The sequence below is a fragment of the Lawsonia intracellularis PHE/MN1-00 genome, assembly GCF_000055945.1.
Lineage (GTDB): Bacteria > Desulfobacterota > Desulfovibrionia > Desulfovibrionales > Desulfovibrionaceae > Bilophila > Bilophila intracellularis.
The window spans coordinates 1-23,000 of sequence record NC_008014.1; the positions used below are offsets into that span (position 1 = coordinate 1).

20 protein-coding genes are annotated in these 23,000 nt (G+C 33.5%); 8 read left to right on the forward strand and 12 right to left on the reverse strand.

Annotated elements, in window-relative coordinates:
• The first annotated feature begins 524 nt into the window (after positions 1 to 524).
• Positions 525 to 1,610, forward strand: a complete 1,086-nt coding sequence (locus LI_RS06780) for a tyrosine-type recombinase/integrase (RefSeq protein WP_011527320.1) — start codon at positions 525 to 527, stop codon at positions 1,608 to 1,610.
• Positions 1,611 to 1,630: 20 nt separating this feature from the next.
• On the opposite strand, the gene LI_RS06785 is transcribed toward LI_RS06780, so the two are convergent.
• Both LI_RS06785 and LI_RS06790 read right to left on the reverse strand, forming a co-directional pair.
• Positions 1,631 to 1,915, reverse strand: coding sequence for an RNA-binding protein (locus LI_RS06785; protein WP_041817118.1), 285 nt, complete (start codon positions 1,913 to 1,915; stop codon positions 1,631 to 1,633).
• 170 nt (positions 1,916 to 2,085) lie between these two features.
• On the reverse strand, positions 2,086 to 2,466 hold the full coding sequence (locus tag LI_RS06790) for a class I SAM-dependent methyltransferase (protein ID WP_041817119.1): 381 nt from the start codon (positions 2,464 to 2,466) through the stop codon (positions 2,086 to 2,088).
• Between the two features lie 190 nt (positions 2,467 to 2,656).
• On the opposite strand from LI_RS06790, the gene LI_RS06795 reads away from it, so the two are divergent.
• The 7 genes from LI_RS06795 (at position 2,657) to LI_RS06825 (ending at position 11,196) form a co-directional block, all read left to right on the forward strand.
• Entirely contained in the window at positions 2,657 to 3,580 is a 924-nt protein-coding gene (locus LI_RS06795; RefSeq protein WP_011527321.1) for a hypothetical protein, read from the forward strand.
• A gap of 173 nt (positions 3,581 to 3,753) precedes the next feature.
• The gene (locus tag LI_RS06800) at positions 3,754 to 4,872 is read left to right on the forward strand and encodes a glycosyltransferase family 4 protein (protein WP_011527322.1); all 1,119 of its coding nucleotides are present in this window, start codon (positions 3,754 to 3,756) and stop codon (positions 4,870 to 4,872) included.
• A 242-nt stretch (positions 4,873 to 5,114) separates the two neighbouring features.
• Entirely contained in the window at positions 5,115 to 5,657 is a 543-nt protein-coding gene (gene rfbC, locus LI_RS06805; protein WP_011527323.1) for a dTDP-4-dehydrorhamnose 3,5-epimerase, read from the forward strand.
• Positions 5,658 to 5,840: 183 nt separating this feature from the next.
• Positions 5,841 to 6,644 (forward strand): ABC transporter permease, encoded by an 804-nt coding sequence (locus tag LI_RS06810; RefSeq protein ID WP_011527324.1) that lies wholly within the window; start codon positions 5,841 to 5,843, stop codon positions 6,642 to 6,644.
• Positions 6,645 to 6,832: 188 nt separating this feature from the next.
• Complete coding sequence (locus LI_RS06815) at positions 6,833 to 7,720, forward strand: glycosyltransferase family 2 protein (RefSeq protein WP_011527325.1); 888 nt, start codon at positions 6,833 to 6,835, stop codon at positions 7,718 to 7,720.
• 115 nt (positions 7,721 to 7,835) lie between these two features.
• A complete protein-coding gene (locus LI_RS06820) occupies positions 7,836 to 10,205 on the forward strand; it encodes a glycoside hydrolase family 99-like domain-containing protein (protein ID WP_011527326.1) in 2,370 nt (789 codons plus the stop codon).
• Between the two features lie 259 nt (positions 10,206 to 10,464).
• Positions 10,465 to 11,196: a class I SAM-dependent methyltransferase gene (locus tag LI_RS06825; RefSeq protein WP_011527327.1), complete on the forward strand. Its 732-nt coding sequence runs from the start codon at positions 10,465 to 10,467 to the stop codon at positions 11,194 to 11,196.
• A gap of 96 nt (positions 11,197 to 11,292) precedes the next feature.
• Here LI_RS06825 and LI_RS06830 read toward each other — a convergent pair whose 3' ends face one another.
• From LI_RS06830 to LI_RS06875, 10 genes are all read right to left on the reverse strand, one after another.
• The gene (locus LI_RS06830) at positions 11,293 to 14,562 is read right to left on the reverse strand and encodes a hypothetical protein (RefSeq protein WP_011527328.1); all 3,270 of its coding nucleotides are present in this window, start codon (positions 14,560 to 14,562) and stop codon (positions 11,293 to 11,295) included.
• A gap of 10 nt (positions 14,563 to 14,572) precedes the next feature.
• Positions 14,573 to 15,277 carry a nucleotidyltransferase family protein gene (locus LI_RS06835; protein ID WP_011527329.1) on the reverse strand — a complete coding sequence of 235 codons (705 nt, stop codon included), beginning with the start codon at positions 15,275 to 15,277 and terminating at the stop codon, positions 14,573 to 14,575.
• Entirely contained in the window at positions 15,277 to 16,257 is a 981-nt protein-coding gene (locus LI_RS06840; protein WP_011527330.1) for a GHMP family kinase ATP-binding protein, read from the reverse strand. The genes LI_RS06835 and LI_RS06840 overlap by 1 nt, the downstream gene beginning before the upstream one ends.
• A 309-nt stretch (positions 16,258 to 16,566) precedes the next feature.
• Positions 16,567 to 17,556, reverse strand: a complete 990-nt coding sequence (locus LI_RS06845; protein WP_011527331.1) for a Gfo/Idh/MocA family protein — start codon at positions 17,554 to 17,556, stop codon at positions 16,567 to 16,569.
• Positions 17,553 to 18,434, reverse strand: coding sequence for an SDR family NAD(P)-dependent oxidoreductase (locus LI_RS06850; RefSeq protein WP_011527332.1), 882 nt, complete (start codon positions 18,432 to 18,434; stop codon positions 17,553 to 17,555). The genes LI_RS06845 and LI_RS06850 overlap by 4 nt, the downstream gene beginning before the upstream one ends.
• Positions 18,435 to 18,567: 133 nt before the next feature.
• Positions 18,568 to 19,872 carry a UDP-glucose dehydrogenase family protein gene (locus LI_RS06855; RefSeq protein ID WP_011527333.1) on the reverse strand — a complete coding sequence of 435 codons (1,305 nt, stop codon included), beginning with the start codon at positions 19,870 to 19,872 and terminating at the stop codon, positions 18,568 to 18,570.
• 100 nt (positions 19,873 to 19,972) lie between these two features.
• Entirely contained in the window at positions 19,973 to 20,956 is a 984-nt protein-coding gene (locus LI_RS06860; RefSeq protein WP_011527334.1) for a lysylphosphatidylglycerol synthase transmembrane domain-containing protein, read from the reverse strand.
• Positions 20,934 to 21,653, reverse strand: coding sequence for a transaldolase (locus tag LI_RS06865; protein WP_011527335.1), 720 nt, complete (start codon positions 21,651 to 21,653; stop codon positions 20,934 to 20,936). Before LI_RS06865 ends, LI_RS06860 begins: the two co-directional genes overlap by 23 nt.
• Positions 21,654 to 21,737: 84 nt before the next feature.
• Positions 21,738 to 22,343: a D-glycero-alpha-D-manno-heptose-1,7-bisphosphate 7-phosphatase gene (locus tag LI_RS06870; protein ID WP_011527336.1), complete on the reverse strand. Its 606-nt coding sequence runs from the start codon at positions 22,341 to 22,343 to the stop codon at positions 21,738 to 21,740.
• A complete protein-coding gene (locus LI_RS06875) occupies positions 22,325 to 22,924 on the reverse strand; it encodes an SIS domain-containing protein (RefSeq protein ID WP_011527337.1) in 600 nt (199 codons plus the stop codon). Before LI_RS06875 ends, LI_RS06870 begins: the two co-directional genes overlap by 19 nt.
• Between the last annotated feature and the right edge of the window lie 76 nt (positions 22,925 to 23,000).

Here is a 23,000-nt window from a genome sequence, read left to right on the forward strand (position 1 = left end):
ATATCTTAGTTATATTGTTTTCTACTTATCTTATTATTTATACTAAGTGGGGTAACTTATGGGAAATATTGATTAATTGTCAATATATTTTTATATATAACAACATGTCTTTAATAGATTGTTAGTTTACCTCCTCTAGTTAACTTAATCCTGATTAAGTTAACTAGAGGAGGTAAAGAACAGTAGATATTATTCAGATTGTCAGTAATGGCTTGGAATTAAAGAGAATTTTTTATAAGAAAAAATGTACTTCAAAAAAGACGTATAAAGCATTTTTTTATACAATACAGGTAAAAACACCTGTGAAGAAAAAAAAAGGCTTATACCCAAAATATGAAGCTATTTTGTTTTACAACTAGAAACTTTACTCATATCCAGTTTTGGATAACATATGTAATAGAATATATTGTTTGTCTAATAGATATATTGTAGATAATGTTTTCTGTTGAAAGAGTTCTATATTTTTTTAGCATTTTTAGTAAGTAAGATAGTAAAAATAGGTAATATTGCAGTATAGAGAACGTATGAAAAATTATTTTTCTTCAGATACACAAGGAAAGCTTATTGGGCAGATTTCATCAGATGTACCTTTGTTACATACCTTACAAGAAGTGGAACAAACTTGGAGTCCTCTTAGTATAAAAAGAATATTAGTACATTTCAGATCTAGTCGACAATATGAACGTGTTATTGATTATATTAACATTCAAGAAGACTTATTACCTAATGAGCGTGTTATTTTATTCTTTTTACATGCAGTCTATGATGATTCTTTTGCTACTATGGAATTATATGCACGGTATATTACTGATCTTATAAATTATGTCCAAAAAGACTTTCATCATATTACTTCACAAGATGTAGACGCATTTATTCGTTACAGACAACTTAATGGATCAAAGCCTGCTACAATTAATACTATTATAGGCGCATTAAAAAGTTTTTTTCGTCATTTAGTAGATGCAGGTATTTTAACATTGAATCCCACTGCCTTTTTAAAGAAAAGGCGTAATGATACTAAACAAAATTTACCAGGACATCTATCTCATAGTTTAAGTGAATCAGAGTTACAACGTCTTTTTGACGGGATGATAGAACAAGGCGCATCATTACGTGATCAAGCATTAATGCAAGTGTTGTTTCTTACAGGAATTCGTGCAGAAGAAGCTGTACGTTTAAAATGGAGTCATATAGTAACATGGCAATCAAGATGGTATTTGGATGTATTTGGGAAAGGAAGTAAAAGACGTAGAGTGTATTTACCTATACAAGCACTTACAGTTATTCAAGAGTATGGCAAACTATTGGGCATTGAATTAGGATTAGCAAGTAACTCAAAACCCCTCTTTGCTCATTTACGGAGACCTAATGAACATATTAGTCGGCATGGACTCTATGTATTAGTAAAAAAATGGTGCAAGAGACTGTTAGGTAGAACGGACGTTTCTCCACATTGGTTCCGTCATAGTTGCTTTACCCAACTTGCTCATAAGGGTGCTAGTCTTGAGAGCATTAAAGCTCTTGCAGGTCATGAGTCTGTTGAGACAACTATGCAATATAATGAAGCTGCACAATTAATGCAGCCTGCTGGTATTCTATTTGAAAAATAAAAACATAATATATATTATAACTATTTAACTATGTTGCAATAATTATTCAATATTTTTTGAGAATATGCAGCTTCACTATTAAAGTCTAGATTATAAAATTGTCCTTTTTCATTGTATGGTGAAGCCTTATGTGAAAATAATGTGAAACAATCTGCTATTGGACTTCTTCCCCATGTGATGATTTCTTGACAAATAATTTTTCCTCCATATTGCTTAATTAAATAAGCAACATCAGCAGCAGAAACATTTGGGTTTCTATAATGTGGATTCTCCTCTAAAGTAGCCAGCGAGTCTGCAAGAGTCATTTTAAAATTTGAATGGTGTATAAAACATACACCATTAGATGTAAGTAACTGTGTAAGTATTTGTTGGATATATGCATTAAGAACATCAAGATCTACATGGACAAGAGAATCAAAAGAAAAAATAAAGTCATATTTTTGGTAAGCAGCTGCTTGAAGAGATAACCCATCGTTTACAAAAAATTTACAATTTTTATACCATATAAATTTTTTTTACAATGAGCTATGCAAGGAGAAGCTAAATCTATACCACAATAACTTCTATAAGGATAAGATAGAAGAAATTTTGTCCAGCGTCCAAATCCTGGTGCAATTTCTAAAATACTATTTTTAGGGATAAAAGAAAAAAGAAATTTTGGGAGCTGATTAGAGTGAAGAGATTGTTTTAAGGCTATTTTTTCAGGGGAAAAAGGGTGAATACGTGGTAAAATAGTTGTAATCCATTGAGATTCTGAGGAACCCCACTTTTTAGACCACTCCTCGCCTTCTTCAGACCATTCTTTATTATTCCAGACTGTTTTATTCCAACCAATATCGCCAAAAGTATGTTCCAATGTACTCTCCTACAGATGGCTCTTAAGGAAAGAGCTGCCTTATGTTGTAGTGAGTAGCCAGTATATATATATATATAGGTTAAAACAAGTAAAAATAATCTATCTATTTTATTGATTATACTTCAAATTTTTATGTCTCTATTTTATATAGGATCTTTCTTTATTTCTAACATAATAGAAGGATTGAATTATGAAAATATTGACTCATGCACAGCTAGAAGATGAAGGATTTTTCTTTGACTCTGGTTTTCGTGGTTGGATTTCTTCTCATCATACCCTTCTAAATACAAAAGGAGAACCAGATCACACAGATAAACATACACTAGAGAATTTAGAAATTCTTTGTTCTTATATGAATCAAGAAGTACCAAATATTCTTACAGAAATACAAGGTGTTCGGAGCATATTCCCAGAGGTAAAAAAAAGCTGTCTTGAGGCCAAACAACATAACTTTGGTGTTTCTGTTCGATATGGTGATCCTCAATTTATGAGTGCTGGAGGTACATTATCTTCAAGAGTACATTTCATATATGAAGTACAACAACAAGTTGCTAAAGGAATCTACGACTATATCAATGAAATATACCTTTTTGGTATTGGAGGAAGAAAAATATATGGATTATTAAATTATCCTACACTATTTCAACCCATTGCACCACTTCCTACAGGAGAAAATTCGTCTCCTTTGTGGTCCAAAAAAGATGTAGAACAATGGTATAAAGATATTGATGAATTATATAAGACACTTCAACGTCAAACCTTTAATCATGTAACGCTTGAAACTCCTACAGTTCTTTGCATTTCAGCTCAGTTAGATACTTATTTAGGTCAAAAACATACCAAAAAATTGTTACAACAGATGGTAAATGAAACATATCCACGTTTACAATTTGTAACTATTGATGGCTTATCCATATCTGGGATAGGTGAATCTATGTTGCTTATTGCAAAAGAATTACACGGTAAAAAAACAGGAGAATTTGTGTATAGTGAAAGATTAAGAACATATCCTGTTATCCCTGGGAAAGAAGAACTAACACAAAAATGGTCGGCAAGTACCTATGGTTGTGTGATTCATATTCCTGAAGCTATAGCTTATATGAGAGGACTCTAAAGATGACTTAAAAGTTAGAGTTGCTGATTAATGATAAATGATTATATAAAGCATATGATTCTAATACGACATTGTAAGTTTATTATCCATATGAAATAACAATAAATATAAAATATATTCTATTCACTGCTGTAATAATTATTGGATAGAACTCCTCTGGAGGAGGATGAGTTATGTCGCCACGAAAATTACATGTGCTTCATATAACATCAAGAGCTGACTTTGGTGGTGGACCAGAGCATGTCTATCAGATTTTACGACACAGTCCAGGACAGTGGAACAATTTTGTTGCTTGTCCTTTAGATAGACCATATGCTGAACGATATAAAAATCTATTAGGAATAAATGGCATTTGTTTTATTCCTCATAGAAAGTTTTCAGTAAAAACCCTATGGGATCTTAGACAATTCATCAAAAAAAATGCAATAGATCTTATTCATTCCCACGGTAAAGGTGCAGGTGTTTATTCTCGCTTATTACATGTATTAACAAATATTCCTTGTGTGCATACGTATCATGGTTCAAATATAAACTCATATTCAGCAGTAAAGTCTAAACTTTATAGACTCTATGAACAGCTTATGGGTAATGTTACACAACGTGCTATTGTTGTTTCGCCAAGTGAACAGGAATATGTGTTACAAGAAAAATTAATTCCCACAGAACGGCTTACTTATATTCCAAATGGTGTTGTTTTTCCTGAAAAAATAGATACAGAGGAAAAACATGAGCGTTTTCAAATTATTTCTATTACACGGTTTGATAAATATAAAAATACAGAATTTGTCATTCCTATTCTACATAGATTAAAAGAAGAACAACAAATACATCAAGTCCAACTAGTGTTAATTGGTGATGGACCTGAGAGGAAAGTACTTGAAGAACGATTAAAATCAGAGGATCTTTCACAATATGTTATCTTTACAGGGAATGTACTCTCTTCAGCTCCCTATCTGCAAAAAGCAAATGTATATTTAAGTACGTCATGCTGGGAAGGTATGCCATTAGGTGTGTTAGAAGCTATGTCTTATGGTTTACCTGTGGTTGCTTCAGATGTTAAAGGTAATTGTGATGCTGTAGAACATGAAGAAACAGGATTCCTCTATCCTTACAATAATGCCTATGAAGCATCTAAGGCCTTAATTTGTTTAATGAATTCTCCCAAAATGGTAAAACAGTTCAGTCAAGCTGCTAGAGAACGTGTTCGAAAATTTTACTCTATACAACAAATGATTGCTTCTCTTATGCTTCTTTATGATGATATTGCAAAACAACAATATCTTTCTTTATAACTTTAATTATTAACGTGTAGTTTTTTGTTTATATTTTTAAAACGTCTTCTTTTTTCAGAATGCTTCTATTATACTAGAACCTCCTGATCTATCCAGCTAATAGATATTAAGCCTAGTAAAAATAGTGGATAGATGGCTTGCTCTTTTATATTGAATCAGATAACTAGTTGAAACTATATTAAATACTATTGTTTAATCTTATTTTTTTAGTTGTCTTTATAAGAGCTAATGGAGAATCTATAATGGAAGTGGAAAAGACGTCTTTAGAAGGCGTATTACTGATTAAACCAAAAGTATGGGAAGACAGCCGAGGATACTTTCTAGAGACATGGAATAAACAACGCTATATTGAAATTGGACTACAACTACCCTTTGTTCAGGACAATCATTCTTCTTCAACGCTTCATACACTTAGAGGTCTTCACTTTCAACAACAGTATCCTCAAGGGAAACTTGTAAGTGTCTCATTAGGAGAAGTTTTTGACGTTGCTGTAGATCTTCGTATAAATTCTCCTACCTTTGGATCATGGTTTGGTGTGATTCTTTCAGAGAAGAATCATTATCAAATGTGGATTCCACCAGGCTTAGCTCATGGTTTCTGTGTTCTTTCAGAACGTGCCCATTTTCACTATAAATGTACGGAATACTATTATCCACAAGATGAAAGCTGTATTTGCTGGAATGATCCAGACATTGGTATTGATTGGCCTGTACAGCATCCAAATCTTTCACACAAAGATAAAATAGCTCAATCTTGGGCAGATTATGTTGCTTCTATAACATAGTCTTCTTTTGTTATAAAGAATGAATATTGTAATGGAAGGCATGGTAATAGGACCATGTTTAGAATAGAACTATATCTAATGACTAATATCTGTATGAAAATAAAGCTAGATAATCTTTTTTATCAGAAAGACAATGAGTAGAGTTGATATGTCTAAGTAGAACCTTTTTATCAGGTGGAATTTATGGTAAATATTTTTTATTACCTCTGGCATCAACGTAGAAATGTCTTAAGACTTGTTATAGGAGATTTTACACAAAATTATCTTTCCTCTTACCTTGGCTTTATTTGGGCATTTTTAGGACCATTGGTAACACTTTCTGTTTTAGCTATTGTATTTCAAGTAGGCTTTAGAGTTCCTCCTATTGATGTAAGTGGTGTCCCTTTTGTTGTATGGCTAGCCTGTGGGATGGTCCCTTGGCTTTATATTGCTGATGGACTAACAGTTGGTGCTAGTTCTGTTACCTCTTATTCCTTCCTTGTGCGGAAAGTTGGCAGATTTCGTCTGGCTATTCTTCCTATTATTCGTTTAGCTGCTTCTGGTATCATCCACTGTGTGCTTGTTCTTTTTTTACTTATCCTTTTATTTTATTATAATATAAGCCCATCTCTTTATTGGTTGCAATTCCCTGTATATCTTTTTTTTCTCTATCTATTGCTTTTAGGTGTAGCACTATTTACTTCTGCTATTTCTGTTTTTATTCCAGATATTCTCAATTTGCTAAGTATTATTATCAACCTTGGATTTTGGGGAACACCTATTCTGTGGCATGCTTCTATGTTGCCCTCTTCTTGGCATTGGATCTTTCTTGTTAATCCTGCTTACTATATAGTTCAAGGTTATAGAGATACGTTTCTTGAACAACAATGGATTTGGGAACGTCCACTAGAAGAGCATATATTTTTTGGGCTTTGGTTAGCTATACTCTTTCTTATTGGTATATATACATTTAAAAGACTTCGCCCACACTTTGCAGACGTCCTTTAACGTATTTGAAGAGAGATTTATTTGTCTTCTTTTAAAGTAACGATGTCCCTATCATGAAAGATGGATAGTTTCTTATAAGAAATAATAGATGACAACAAAGAATATCTTCTATATGGTGAACAAACTAACATGTATACGAAAGGACAGTAGCCTATCTCTTTGACATTATTTGAGTATATTCATTATTCATGACTCAATACGTATCTATTATCACTACAAGCTATAACTATGCAGCGTATCTAGCTGACACTATTGAATCTGTTATTGCTCAAACCTATCCATATTGGGAACTCATTATTGTAGACGACGGCTCTACGGATACGTCTCTTGAGATTATAAAACAATATACTGAAAAAGACTCACGAATTCATCTTATACAACATCCAGATGGTAAGAATTATGGACTGCCAACAACGGTCTATCTTGGTATCCTTCATGCACAATATGACTATATAGCTTTTCTTGAATCTGATGATATGTGGACACCAGATAGTCTTCAAGAGCGATTAGTTGTAATGAATAAAACACAAGCAGATGTTGTTTTTAACCAGTGTAAACCCATTGGCGATGTGACATCTGTATCTAGAGATGTTCATGGATATTTATCACTTATTCATGAAACAATGTCTCAACTTACCCCACCTTTTTCTTTATTTACATGTTATCTAACCACAACTAATTTAATTCCTACCTTCTCTTGTGTTCTTCTAAAAAAAGCACCTCTACTTCAATGTACTTTTACACCACCACGACCATCTTGGTTAGATTATTGGCTCTGGTCTCAACTTTCTATTGGTTCAACCTTTGCTTATTCTCCTAAACCCCTTACCCTTTGGCGTATTCATCCATCAAGTTATAATACACAAAATGATCAGCTTTTTAAAAAATGTTGGATGCCATTCTATCTATCTGTGTGTTGGAATATGACAAAACAAGCGTTTAAACAATATCCATATCAGATCCATAGGTATATAATACCTTTTCTATATATGGTAAAAACCTGGTCTGTACATTCTCCATTTATTTCTTGGTTAAAGCCAATACTCCAACGTTTTAGAAAACGTTATAGTATGTAGTAAGGTATGGTTATATGCTTTAAACTACAACTTTTCTTTATGAAAATTATCTATTACTAAATAATTTTAATTGTTTTGTAGTTAGAATAAAATTTTTTTATTGGAAAAAACATATATGAAGTATATACGTCTTATAAAAAAATTTTTTATTATATATAAAAAATATGGGTTCCAAGCAGCAGCTATAAAAACTAGACAATATTTTCGTAAATTTCTACCAAGTTATGCTGTTTCTTATTTCTTACCTACGATTCCTTATGAACCTCCATATCCTATAGATCCAAAAGTTACTACAGATATCAAGCTTATTGCTTACTATTTACCCCAATTTCATCAATTTCCTGAAAATGATGAATGGTGGGGAAAAGGATTTACAGAATGGACAAATGTCTGTCGTTCAAAACCTATGTTTGAAGGGCATATTCAACCTAATTATCCTCATCCTGACATAGGTTTCTATGACCTTTCAAATATAGAAGTGCTACGTAAACAAGTAGCAATGGCAAAACAACATGGTATTTACGGATTTTGTTTTCATCATTACTGGTTTGCTGGTAAGCGATTAATGGAAAAGCCTGTAGATATGCTCCTTAAGCATTCAGAATTGGATATCCCCTTTTGTCTGAATTGGGCTAATGAAAATTGGACAAGACGTTGGGATGGTGAAGATCAAAAAGTATTAATTGCTCAAACACATTCACCAGAAGATGATATTGCGTTCATGAAAGATTTGTTAAGATATTTTAAAGATCCTCGATATATCCGTATTAACAATCGACCTGTATTACAACTATATCATGCATCATTGCTTCCAGATCTTAAGGCAACTGTAAAACGTTGGGAAGCTGTATGTAAAGAGCATGGCGAAGAAAAGCCCTATCTTATGCTTGTACAAAGCTTTCGAAACATAGACCCACAAGACTATGACTTTGATGCTGCTGTGCAATTTCCTCCCCATTTACCATCTTGGAATTTTCCTATTGATATTGGGTTAAAGGGTCTTCATAAACGTTTTAAAGGAAGAATACGACACTATAGTATGTTTGCTGAGGCTGTTGTAAAAGATTATACTACAAAATATACATTGTATCCTTGTGTTTTTCCTGGGTGGGATAATACACCTCGGCGTCTTTATTTTTCAAGTATTTTTGCATGCTCAACACCTCAAGCATACCGTCAATGGTTAACTGATGCATGTACATTTGCTTCCACAACACATGAAAAAGACAATCGTTTTGTATTTATTAATGCTTGGAATGAATGGGCAGAAGGAGCACATCTTGAACCAAACAAAGCTTATGGGTATGCATATCTTAATGCAACGTCACGTGTTGTGGAAAATTTTGCAGTACCTCCTTCTACAGCAGAAAACAATCCTCATAAAGTATTAGTAGTAGGACATGATGCATTTCTTGCTGGTGCACAACGATTATTACTTGAAACATTACAGTGGATTAAAAGAAATACAAATATAGATTGTAGGCTTCTTTTACTTGGTGATGGTGTTTTATTAGATGAATATATGCAGTCTGTACCTGTGATGCTATGTTCAGCAGATACATTGCAGTTATCAAAGCTAGAAGATTTTTGTGGAGGGATTCCAGATTGTATTTTAGGTAATACAGCTGTTTCAGCTCAAGTATATAACATGCTTTCTTCATGGAATGTTCCTATTGTTTCATTTGTTCATGAACTTGAAGCAGCTCTTCAACGTTTTGCAGGTGAGCAAAATATTGCTTCTATGTTGAAATATTCAAGTTATTTTATTACAGCATCTGAACCAGTACGACAAAATCTTATTTCTACTCATGGAGTGAATCCACAAGATTGTATAACAATACCTGCGTTTCTTGAGCCACGTCTCTATCCACTATCTCAAAAAAAGAAGAAACAATTACGTGAGTCATTGAATCTTCCACAAAATGGTTGTCTTTTTATGGGATGTGGAACCAGAGATTGGAGAAAAGGTTTTGATCTCTTTATTGAAGTAGCTATAACTACATTAAAAAATACATCTCATGAGCTTCCTATTTTTTGTTGGGTAGGAAAACAAGAAGTACCACTTCTCCACTCTTCTCCTTTATACAAACAGTTAAAAAAAGATATCCATAATAATCTTATTTTTATAGATGAAGTTGAAAATCCAGGACCATACTTTCAAGCTTCTGATGTATTTTTACTGCCTTCTCGTGAAGATCCCTTTCCACTTGTAGCACTTATGGCTGCATTATGTCAGAATCCTATTATTTGTTTTGCTGATGCAGGAGGAATTCCTTCATTTGTTTCAAATAACTCTGGGATTGTTGTTCCTTATGGGGATAGTAGCGCCATGTCAAAGGCATGTATCCAATTGATAAAAAATAAACAATTATGTGAACAACTTGGAATACCTGGAAGAAAAAAAGTATTATTGCATTATACAACAGAAGTTGCAGTGCCACGTATAATTACTGTGTTACAACAGGCTATAAAAATTTGTAGATAATATTGTTAACTTAGTGTAATTGGTTCTGATTAAGATAGGATATTTATTTTATACCTATAGATAATTGTTGCAAAATCAGGATTAAGTTAATTAAAGTGGTTAAGGAAAGTAGACGCTATAAAATCTGTTTTCAGATGAAAATTATAAGCTAGCGTTTTGTTTTTTTCAGAAAATTAGAAATAGAGAAAATTAGATAGAAATCTAGGTATTGAACAACCAATAATAAGGGTTGTTTTTTATTTGGAATAGAAAGTTATGTATGTCTAGTAATACATCAAAAAAATGGCCTAAAGTAATTCCACCTCTTACACCTGAACAAGAAGCTATTAGCCTTGATTTTTACCATTATTGGTTAGAGTTACTTGCTTCAAAATACAATATGCTAGAAAAATTTAATCATGGTTATGTAGTTAAAGCTGCAACCCCTGGTTTTTGTCATACTCTTGAAATTGGGGCTGGTATTGGGGAACATTTGTATTATGAAAATCTTTCTGAGGAACAAACAAAAAATTATGTTGCAGTAGATGTACGTGAAAGTTTTATTGAAAAGATTCGTAATATTCATCCACAGATAAAAGTTTTATGTGGAGACTGCCAAGATAGGTTGCCTTTTGAAGATGGACATTTTGATCGAATTATTGCTATTCATGTTCTTGAACATTTACCTAATCTCCCTGCAGCTATCCGTGAAATACATAGACTTTGTAATAAACAATCTGGCTCTTTTTCTATAGTGATACCATGTGAGGGAAGTTTAGCATATTCTTTTGCAAGAATGATTTCCACAAAGCGTATTTTTAAAAAAAGATATAATCAGTCATATGATTGGTTTATTAAACGTGAACATATAAATACACCAAGTGAAATTTTTGAAGAAATTGCTCCTTATTTTAAAAAAGAGTCAACAAACTATTTCCCATTATTTGTACCATTAGCTTTTTGTAATCTTATAATTGGAGCTACGTTTTCTCCAATTATTCATAACAATTAGTTATTGCTATTTATTATATAGTCACCCTACTACTATGTAGTTCTTTAGGTATGCTATAAGTATAACAACTTTTTATGAAAAAAGAAGTGTATTGTACTAATCAGCCATAAGTACATCGACATGATGTATAGTAATAGGTACTTCTGTATTAACACTAATAGACAGTGTTTTTTTATGTATCCATGCATAAAGTGTACTTATTCGTACAAGATATTCAACAGGTTTATTGCTTACCTTTAGGTTAAACGAAAACTGTCCTACATTATCATTAGTATCTTTTATATAAAGGGTTATAGTTCCTCCTACTGGAGAAGTAATGGAGAAATCTAAATATTGTGCTATAGAATCACTTGTATATTTTGGTAATGGGACATCATATGTAATATTTTTTTGTAATGTAATATTTCTTGCTAATGTTATGAGTCTTTGATTTGTTATTGCATGTTTTTTATTATATTGAGCCCACAAATAGGGTATTTGTCTTGTTTCGAATATTTGAGAAACAGTAAGTGGTATATTTGGACGATCTAACATAGCAATTTTCATTGAGTGAACTTCCATATGTGTATTATCAGGACAATCAAGACGAAGATCTGTTAAAGTTTGTGCATCATGAGGAATAGGTAACATTGCTTGGAAAGTCATTGGTTTTTCAAAAGCAGGAATTCGGAATGTTACAGAATTATTCTCGTTATATCCTTTGTCATCAAAGTTAAAAAAGAGTTGAAACGTACCCATATGAGAATTTGTTATATCAATAGAGAATAAACACCACTTATTTAAACAAACAGAAATAGGCTGTATTTTTGCTGCTGACATAAGATTATATACAAATGGATCATATGGACCACCAACTATTTTTAATACATTATCTCTAACTGTTATAGATGCGTTTTGTGTAATATAGTCATGAACATTAACAATAGGTATATGTAGATAATCGACTGTATCACAAACAGGTAACATTGTTGAAAGGCAACTATCTTTTGCAGCCCATAATTCAAATCCACCTATATTTACACTAGGTTCATAGTTTTGGTATGTAAATTCTGTAACACGATACAGTTGTGAGTTTAGTGGGAGATAGTCTATACGACTATCTGATGCAGGACCTTCCATAATAACTAAAGGAAGTTCTCCTTTTTTAAATAATTGATCTAATTGTTTTACAAGGCTTTTTTGCCCTTTATCAGAGTTATATAAGGATAGAATAGATAAGTATAAAGGATTCCTTTTTCCTGAAGCAGCATAAAGGCCATGGCCATTCAGAAAATCTAAGAATGTTTCATTCCCACTAAGCTCCGAATATAATATATTTATCAATGGTTTGAATGTATCAGTATAAGTAAGTCGTTCAGGTACAGGTTTTTTCCAATTCATTGTAGGAAGGCCTAAATGATTTGGTATAGCTGTGGTACGTTCTCCTTGAAAGATGTTAAGTATAATCCCAAGAAAAAGAATCCATGCAGGTAGATAAAAGCGTATTTTCCAAGGAGCTAAAAAAGGAACAAGCCCAAGGATAAGAAAACTATATAGTGGCATATAGCCTGCGGCTAATGTATGTCTTCCTAAAGATCGTGTAAGTAAGAAAAGCATAGAAACAGAAATGCCAAGAATGATCCATTGCTTAGGCTTGATATGTTGATGTGAAAGAATCCTCCATGAAAAGAGGATACAAATACCAATAAGAAGTAAAGGTCGTGCAACATAATACCATATAGTCAATGGAGTAATAGAGTCAACAAATGCTATCCTTCCTTGATTCATAAATTCACATAAAGCAAATCCTCGTATCCATTCAATATTATCAAAAACATTTCCTCCATGGAGGCTTACTAATACAGCATAGATAATACTTAATGTACCAAAGATAAGAAGAAATGAAGGTAAAACAATACGTATAATGTGTTGAGGTCTACGAAGAGAAGCTATAATAAGTACAATCCATGTTCCAAGGATTGTAGCTTTACCTATTGAGGGCATCCAAAAAAATGTGAATGCAGTAATGGCCCATAAGGTTACAATACGTTTAAAAGTGAAGTTTTTTATAACCCAAGGTAGAAAGAGTGCAGGTAATAAACCCATAGCATAGTATAATGAATCATAAGTGGTAAATAGGCTAAATGGGTATAATAATAAGACTAAAAGTAATGCATACCCTGGACGGACAAATCTTGTAAAAACAGCATATATTATAAGGTTAGCAATGACTTTATTAGGCATTACATTCCAGATAAAGCTACTTGTTGCCTGCTCTTGTCCTCCAAAAAGCATAAATAGTGTTGGGAAGAAGTAATCCCAAAGTCCTCTTGTAGGCCAGATATCAATAAAAGGAATTTGTCCAAAAGCTATAAGACCATGAGCAGGTGTAATACTATTAGCAGGATGTAGTAAGTCTCTTGATGTCCACTGAAAATGCCAAAAGAGCATGGCTGTCAGAGTAGTAAGACATATAGGGAAATACCAATATTTCATAAGAGTATTTTGTCTAATCAACTTCTTGTGAATAGTGGTATGTTGATAAATACAATAACACAGTAGAAGAAGAGGAACTAAAAGATAGAGAAATAGTATTTTTGAACAAACCTGCCAATCATTAAGGAGCATTAAATATTGTGCTTCTCCTGTAATAATAATGGCTATAGGAAGTATTAGTAATGGCGCACCACACTTAAGAAAAAGATGTTTTTTGTCTAAGATAGATATAAGCCATCCTAGAATAAAAAAAGGTGTTGTATGAAGTGGCCAGTGAATATATACAGGTGTATTAATTTTATGATGTGATAATAAGAGGAATTGTATAGTTAGATAGACACTTAGTGATAGAAAATAAAATCCAAACGCAGAGGGTTTAAGTGTTAGCAAGGTAGAAAGTTTTTTTTGATGTGTTAATACAAAAAACCATCGTATGAGTAGGATCCCACAGATAGATAATGTGAGTTCTACAAATGTATAAAATTGTAGCCGATAGGATGGATACATCAAAAAAAGGATTTCTGTAACACACATCATTGAGGCTATGCCAATTAGAGCAGCCTTTTCAAAGGTAATGACATCATGAGTGAATCGTTTAGAAAAGGTAGAGAAAATATTAGAAAGTACTGAAACAATACCAGAAAATGAGAGTGTAAAGATAAGTAATAAAATAAAATATAGTGATTGTCTTTTGCAGGTATCTATACCTTCAGAAATAGCCAAGCCATAAATACGTCCTACAAAAGAACTGAGTTCAAAAGACTGTACTTTAAATACTCTAAGGATAATATATAAACTTAATGTAACTGCAGTAAGGTAAAGACAAAAAAGATCATTTCTATTATTAGGTAATGGAAAGAGTTTCACTATTTTTTTATAGTATGCTGTCATGGTCTTTATCCTAAATAAAACATGTTTTTTGTGAAAGATATGTTTCAAGCGCTGCTAGTCCATGAGGAGAACCTATTTCATAAAAGCGTTGTGTAACTTCATATCCAACAATAGCTCGATTCTTTACAAGAAATGTATATACATCAGAGAGATCAAATGTAGTATTCTTCCAATCAGTAAAGATTTTTTTGTGGAGACATGATAATCCATAGTCTATATACTGCATTTTGTCTGTTTTATGTGTTTTATTATAGTCTATGATACAACCATTTTCATATTGAATATTACTTGTATCAAACTGATTGTTATTTTTATAAATGGTGAGTAAGGCTGGTTGAGAGCTTTTTTGGTATGCATCAGCTATTACTTTGTAGTCTATATCAAGATAACTATCTCCATATAGGACCATAAACTGTTCACTGAGTAAAGGTAATGCATTATAAATAGCTCCCCCTGTACCTAATAGGTGAGGCCCATCCATAGACCATTGGATATTGAGTCCATATTTATTTTTTTTTTCAACATATTCTATAACTTGTTCCCCTAAGTGTCCTAGGCACAAGACGATATCTTGGATACCCTTCTCAGCAAGTAAACATAGTTGGTGTTCAATAAATGGCTGACCATGTATAGATAAAAGTGCTTTGGGTAATGTTTTTGTGTGTGGATGCATACGAGTAGCAAGTCCACCAGCAAGAATGACTACAGGTAACATTAGGATAATACCACCTTTGTTCCTTCATAATCAAATTGAAAACGGACTCTAGATAATCCTGCTTGACTCATAGCTTTGCATAATCGTACTTTATCCTCGGCAACAAATAGAAGAAATCCTCCACCTCCAGCCCCAACAAGTTTGCCACCTATAGCTCCATTATTCATGCCTAATAGATACCATTCATCTATTTGAGAGTTTGACATACCACCTGAACGTTGCTTTTTATGTTGCCAATGTTCATTCATAATTGTTCCAAAACCATTGATATCTCCTGCTTCAAGGCAAGCTTTGCTACGATAGCCAAGATCTTTAACATAGTGAAGATTATCTATCATTTCTTTATCGCCCTTTTGAGAGCGAACATGTTGATCTGCTAAAATGTTACTTGCACTTCTAGAAAAACCTGTAAAAAAGAGAAGTAAACGTTCTTCAAGTTCAAATTGTGCTTCAATAGGTATTTGTAGAGGATATGCACTAACAGTGTCATCTTTATGGAAAGTGAAACACGTTAACCCACCAAAGGCAGCAATATATTGATCTTGTTTTCCAATTGGTTCTCCAAGACGATCAATTTCTATATGGCAGGCAAGTTCAGCTAAATCGTGTGGTAAAAGGAGTTTTCTTCTATGCATATAAATAGCTTTAAGTAATGCTGTAGTAAAGCTTCCAGAAGAACCAAGTCCTGTTCCTGCGGGGATGTCAGCTAATGTTGTGATTTCTATTTGTGGAGTTTTGAGTTCCTGCATAAGAAGGACTTCGCGAATAATTCGGTGATTAATTTCTTCTGCTTTAGAGCAATGTTCAATATCTGAATACTTGAGAGAGATTCCTTCTATAAACGGATACATAATGGTTACATAAACATATTTATTGATAGCTCCAGCTATAAGAAATCCTTCATGTTCACGATAGTAAGAAGGAAGATCTGTTCCTCCTCCTCCAAGACTTATTCTTAATGGACTACGTGCAATAATCATAGATTATGTATTCTCCTAAAGGCTGGTTATATCTAGTAGATAGATTATATTATGTCAATCATTCTGATGAGATAAGAATCATTTACTATTATGGTATATACTCATGAGTAGTTAATACAAAAGAGATATAAAAATGTAATATACAATCATTATTACTATACTAATAGTAGTATATTATATATAAAAAGAATGAAAATGTAATAATATAACAAATAGTTATTATACTATTTGTTATATTATAATAGTAGAAATGGTAAATTTTTAGTATGCTACAATGTATATTTAAATTATATTACAATTATGTAATAGTTATAAAAATGTATATCCAGATTGTTTATACAGTTTTTCAACAACTTCATGTACAGCAATAGCTTCAGGTATACCGGCTGCTGGCGTTCGATTATGTTGAATATCTTCATAAAACTCTTGGAGTTCTGTAGCCCATGATTTATCTAACATAGGATATTCCCATGTTGTTGTTTCTGGAGGGCCCATTTCAGGGAGCATTTGGTAAAGAGTAACTTTTTCTACTCCATAGCTACCTCCTAATCCAGAGATATCTATTTTTGCTTGACGGCCATAGATTTCAAACGAGAAAAGATTTTTCCATTCAGAACAACTAACATGTAAAAATGCTGTTTTTTTTGTATTTGTTTGTAGTAACATAAAGGCATTGTCATCTACAGGCATGTCCCAATAGCATGTTTGGACAGAACCAGAGATTGAAGTAAAGTCTCCTAAAAACCACCGAGCAAGATCAATAAGATGTGGACCTTGATCAAGAAGCTCTCCTCCTCCAGAGCGATGTGGATCTGCTCGCCATTCTTTTTCATAGCCAATTCTTCCGCCATGTCCATACCGAGCACGGATAAACATTAATTCTCCTGTATAACCAGCTTGAACAAGTTCATGTGCTTTAAGTACAGCTTTATGATATCTATGATTAAACCCTACTCGTACAAGCTTTCCGCTAGCTTTGGCGGCTTGTTGAATACTCAATAGTTCTTGGAGATTACGACCAGCAGGTTTTTCTACAAGGACATGTTTACCTGCTTGTAATGCTTCTACTGTAAGATTTGATAGACTATCATGAAGTGTTGATATGATAATGATATCTATAGAAGGGTTAGCAATGACCTCTTGCCAAGAGACGTAAGCATGGCAATGAGGATACATAGATGCAAGTTTTTCAGCACGTTCAAAATAGAGATCTGAACAAGCAATAAGTTGGTGAGTATCCCCAATGGATTGCGCTCGTTTATGCCCAATAAGGCCACATCCAATAATACCTATCTTCATTTGTCTCCCCAAGTTATACTACGTTCTCTACCAGTGATTCGTCGTAATGTATAAAGATCGCTTTGTTGAAGTTCTTCTATATGGTCTGGCCATGCATAATAGTTATCCCATACAGCACTTATTAAACGTCCTGTAATGCCATTAGAAGCTTTAGAAGCTAAAAATATACAAAGTTCTGTAGCAAAATCAAATGATGTTGTTTTATTTGTTTCTTTTGCTTTGAGCATTTGTTGATAAAATTGTTCGCCTGCACGTTCAGGTCCATTAGCAAGAACTTCATCTAATAGTCGAGTATTTAGCAATCCTGGTGCTACACAGTTAACGGTGATATTATCGGCTATACACTCTTGAGCAATTGATTCCATTGTACGTACAACAGCACTTTTGCTTGCTGCATAGGCTTCAATTCGTGGCATAGGATTTGTCGCTCCCCCTCCAGATATTTGGATAATTTTACCATATTTGTGCTGACGAAAGTGAGGTAACAACATACGACAAGGTAATACAGAACCATAAAGATTAATTTCTATAGTTTTTTTCCATTGTTCCCAATCAACAGTATCAATTGGACCCATAGGACCATAAATACCAGCATTATTCACTAAAATATGGACTTGCTTAAATTTTTTAATAGCTTGTTGTATAAGTGATTCAACTTCTGCAGGAATAGAGACATCTATTGCAAGGCTTATTATTTGTTGTTTATCAGAGATTCTAAGTGTTTTAAGTTCATCGACAGCTACTACAAGTTGTTGTTTGTTGCGGGCACAAATACATATATTGGCTCCTTCTTGTACAAAAGCTTTTGCAATAGCTAAGCCTAATCCTTGATTACCACCTGTAATAATAGCAGACTGTTCTGTAAGTTTTCCTTCCATAGGGGTACCTTTTTTATATAGATATAATAATAGTTCGTGTTGTTATAAATAGTCTTGTATGTAAAGCCAATTGTCGTTCAATTGTTACCATAACACTATCATATGTTACCTGGTAACCCTTGAACAGTTTACATCAAGAAGATAGCCCTATGGCAACATAGCGGATAGATGTATCCTTTTTAAGAATGGGGTGTAAAAATCTTGTAGGATCAATAACTAACGGTGTCTTCATAGAGGAAAAGAAACCAGGAGTTACCTGTTCTTTATAAAAATCCCAACAAGTACATACAACTAAAGCATCTGTATTCTCAATAACTTCCTGTGGTGAAGGTTTGAGAGATATATGGCGATTATATATATATATGTCTGGCAATACACTTACAGCAGGATCATGCGCAGACACTTTTGCTCCTGCTTGAATAAGGTGTGTCGCATACTCAAGAGCTATTGAGCGTCGGAGTGTATCTGTGCCAGGTTTGTATGTTAAACCCCATAATGCAATATGTTTATCTTTAACTCTCCCAAGTAGTTCGTTTAGTTTATGAATAACCCACAGTTTGTGATGATTATTAGACTTTTGGACACCAGTAAGTACAGAAGAAACCTCTTCTTGTTTTTTATTTTTATAAATTGAAGATAAAAATTGAAGATCTCTGGCTAATGTTCCACCAGAGAACGCCATTCCAGGACCTAAATAAGCTTTTTCGCCGATACGAATATCTGTTTTTAAACCACGTTCAACTTCTTTTGCATCAGCGCCAGTGTGTTCACATAACACAGCAAGCTCATTTGCAAATGCAATGGAGGTTGCTAAAAAAGTATTGATAGCATGTTTTGTCATTTCTGCAGATTCTACTCCCATCCACTCTATTCGAGATGTGATGGGTTCCCAAAGAGTAGAAAGGATTGTTTGTACTTTAGGTGAGCGTACACCACATATCACTCGATCAGGATTAGCAAAAAGTTTTACTGCTTGTCCTAGACGGAGATTTTCAGGAGAACATGCAAAATGTAGATCTTGTCGTTGAAGGTCATTTGCTGTTTGCTCAAGTTGTTTAATGCTGCCTACTGGAAGTTGTGATGAGATTAAAACAACAGCATCTTGCTTACAAACTGGCAGAAGTTTGGTGATATGTGTAGTAACAAATGTACAGTCAGCATTATCATCTGCATCAACAGGCGTATCAAATGTTATCCATACAACATCAGCATTTTGAACAGCTTCTTCATATGTTGATTTGAAACAAAGTTTTCCGGTAGATATCCCTTGCTTGATCTGTTCTTCTAAGCCTTCTTCTAAAATAGGAGGAATACCTTGAGATAGTTGTTCAAGTGTTTTTTCATCAGGATCCCATGCAGTTACTGTATGACCTACTGCTGCACAACCAGACGCATAAACACATCCAAGATGCCATAAGCCTATTATTGCTATATTCATTATGTTTCCCTGAGTTTATTTCTGGTGGATACTAAGTGCATACTTCTTAAGTATTGAATAATACATATTTTTATTCAACTATTCAATATAGAATAGATGTTTATGTTTTTAATTCTTGTTCTGCTGTAAGGACAATTTGTTTAACTTGTTTGTTGATACTCATAATTATAACCATACCAGCTACAGGGACAAAAAACATAAAAAAGTGACAAACAAGCCCAATGGCTAAAGCCTCAGAATGAGGAACACCAAAAAGACCAAGAGCAAATACTGCACTTGCTTCAAATACGCCAAGAGAGCCTGGAGATGAAGGAATAATAGCTCCAAAGCATAAGATAAAAGAAGCACACATAGTATTAATGATAGTGAGATCTAACTTTGCAACTATTGTAAAAGCAAAGTAGTAATATCCAATGCTTATTACCCATACAAGGATAGTTGTTATAAATAAACGTATCATCCAATGAAGTAAGAGGTTACTATGTAATGCACTGCAAAGATGATTAGCAATATTACGAGGATATTCCCATGGAATATATCTCAACATAAAGAAAATCCATGAAGATTTATAAGATAAAAGTAGTATGCCTAACCAGATAAAAGCAATTGCACTACATGTAAGTAAAATTGTCCATTTAGATGGTTCAAAGATAGAGAGCATGAATAAACTGAGGATGGCTAACAGATTAATATCTGCAAAACGTTCCATAAAAATAACAGGGAAAACTTCTGTGCTTGGTTTACCTGTTACTCGTGCGATATAAAAAGCATGGATAAATTCGCCAGCTTTAGCTGGAAAAATATTATTTCCACCAAGACCAAAAAAGGCTGACTGGATAGATTGAGAAAGAGAGAGTTGTTTGTTAAATAAAAAATATTTCCGAAGTCCATTAACAATACAAATAATGATTGAAAAAAGAAATAATAAAACAATAGACGTCATTGAATATTGCTTTATTGCTGTCCACATCTGTCCAATGTTTACATTATAAATCGCATAAATAAAGCAAAGAATGCTTATAAGCCAAACAGTAACTTTAGCTAAAAACGAATATTGTCTCTTAGATAGAGAAATTTGCTGCATGTGCGTCTTTATAAAACATTTCAACGGTTTCAAGAGAATATTGTTCTAAGTCTTTATTTGCTAAAGATAGCTTATCAATTAACTCAGGAGTAGCTGTAATAATATGGCAACCAATTTCGGCAGCTTGATAGATATTTAAGACTTCTCGAGGACTTGCCCATAAAAGCTTTGCTTCAGGAAGATCTTTAAGAATTTTTAAACTAGCCTCCATGTAAGGAATAGGATTACGGCCAGTATCAGCAATACGTCCAGCAAAAACAGAAACAATAGCTGGAACATCTGGTGTAAGGACATCTGCAACTGCTTGTACCTGTTTAAGGTTCATTACAGCTGTTATGTTTACAATGATACCTTCACTAGATAATTTTTGAATAAGAGGACAACAACTTTCCCCTTTTGTATTTGTTATTGGAATCTTAACATTTGCATTTTTACCCCATCCAGCAATAATACGTGCTTCACGCTCCATAGATTCAAGGTCATCAGAAAAAACCTCAAAGGAAATTGGTAATCCTTGAACAACAGTAAGTGCTTTTTTGGCAAAGGAAACATAGTCAGTTACGCCAGCTTTACGCATTAGAGTTGGGTTTGTGGTGAAACCTTTGATAAGAGGGTTATTCTCTAAGGCATCCCTCATTTTGTCTATATTTGCTCCATCCATAAAGAGTTTTACTTGTAAATCCATTGCTTGAGGCATGCTTATATCTCCAACATGTGACTAAATAATCAATAAAGTTAAATTGTTATGTAAGAATTTATTTTTGTTACTAGTAATTTTTAGTTATAATACAGAAAATTCCATTTGGTTGAGTATATACGTTACAGCATCTTTCACTACAGAAACTACATGGTTAGGGTTGAGCGATTTATCTTTTTTGTCAAGAGATGAATCTGCTATAAGAATTGTTTTTAGTCCTGCATGTTGTCCACAAAGGATATCTGTATCTCGATCACCTATTATCCATGATTGTGATAAATCAATAGAATATGTTGCTGCTGCTAAATGTAAAAAATATGTACCAGGTTTTCTTTCTAAAGACGGGCCTGAAAAGCCAGGGGTAATACCTTTTGGATGGGTATATGAATAAAAACTTTCCATAAAGGTAATCCCATGTTCTAACAGATAGTTATTAAAGGTATTTTTTACAGCTAGTAAGTTTTCAAGAGATGTTTTTCCTTTTGCATATGCTCCTTGATTTGAAATAAGAAAAAAAGGAATATTTGCTTCTTTTAAAAGGGATAATGCTTCAATCACTCCAGGAAGAATGGTAATATCTTCTACATGCATTGGTGCTTCCCATTCATCCCATTGAGGATAATACACATTTGCTGTGAGTACCCCATCACGATCAAAAAATACAGCAGGTTTTACTTGACGGATTCCCACTTCATTTCCTGTGCTTTAAGTAATGGATGTCCTACAAGTAAGTGCCAAACAACTGCTTGAAAGGCTTCTGTATGTTGAGTTACTTCATTTTCTCCTACTATGGGTATGATGACGCAAGCATCAGCAACCATAGCTGTATACCCTCCGTCTCTACCAACTATGCCAAAAATAGAAGCTCCAACTTCTTTAGCAAGTTCTAGTGCAGCTACGATATTTGCACTAATATTTTTTTCTTTATTCCCGCCACCAACAGAAAAGACAAAAAGAGCATCTCCACTACGTAGACGTGAACCTCTTAACCAAGATGCAAATGAAGAAGACCATCCATCATCATTGATTCTTGCTGTTAATTCTGAAATGTTGTCTGTAGGAGCATATGCTTCAAATCCACAGATTTTACGAAAGTCATTTACTGCGTGGCTTGCATGGCCAGCGCCTCCTCCAACACCTATAAAAAATAAACGTCCTCCACCATCACGGATTTGGCGTAATTTTGTTGCAATATCTTCAATGTGAGCTGGATCTAATTGGGAGGCGATATCTATAGTTTGTTGAAGATAAGTTGAACTATATGTTTTCATTATATAATATCCTAACAGTCTTAATTTCTCATATAATTATAAAGAAGATATAAACAATATTTAACTAAACTATTAA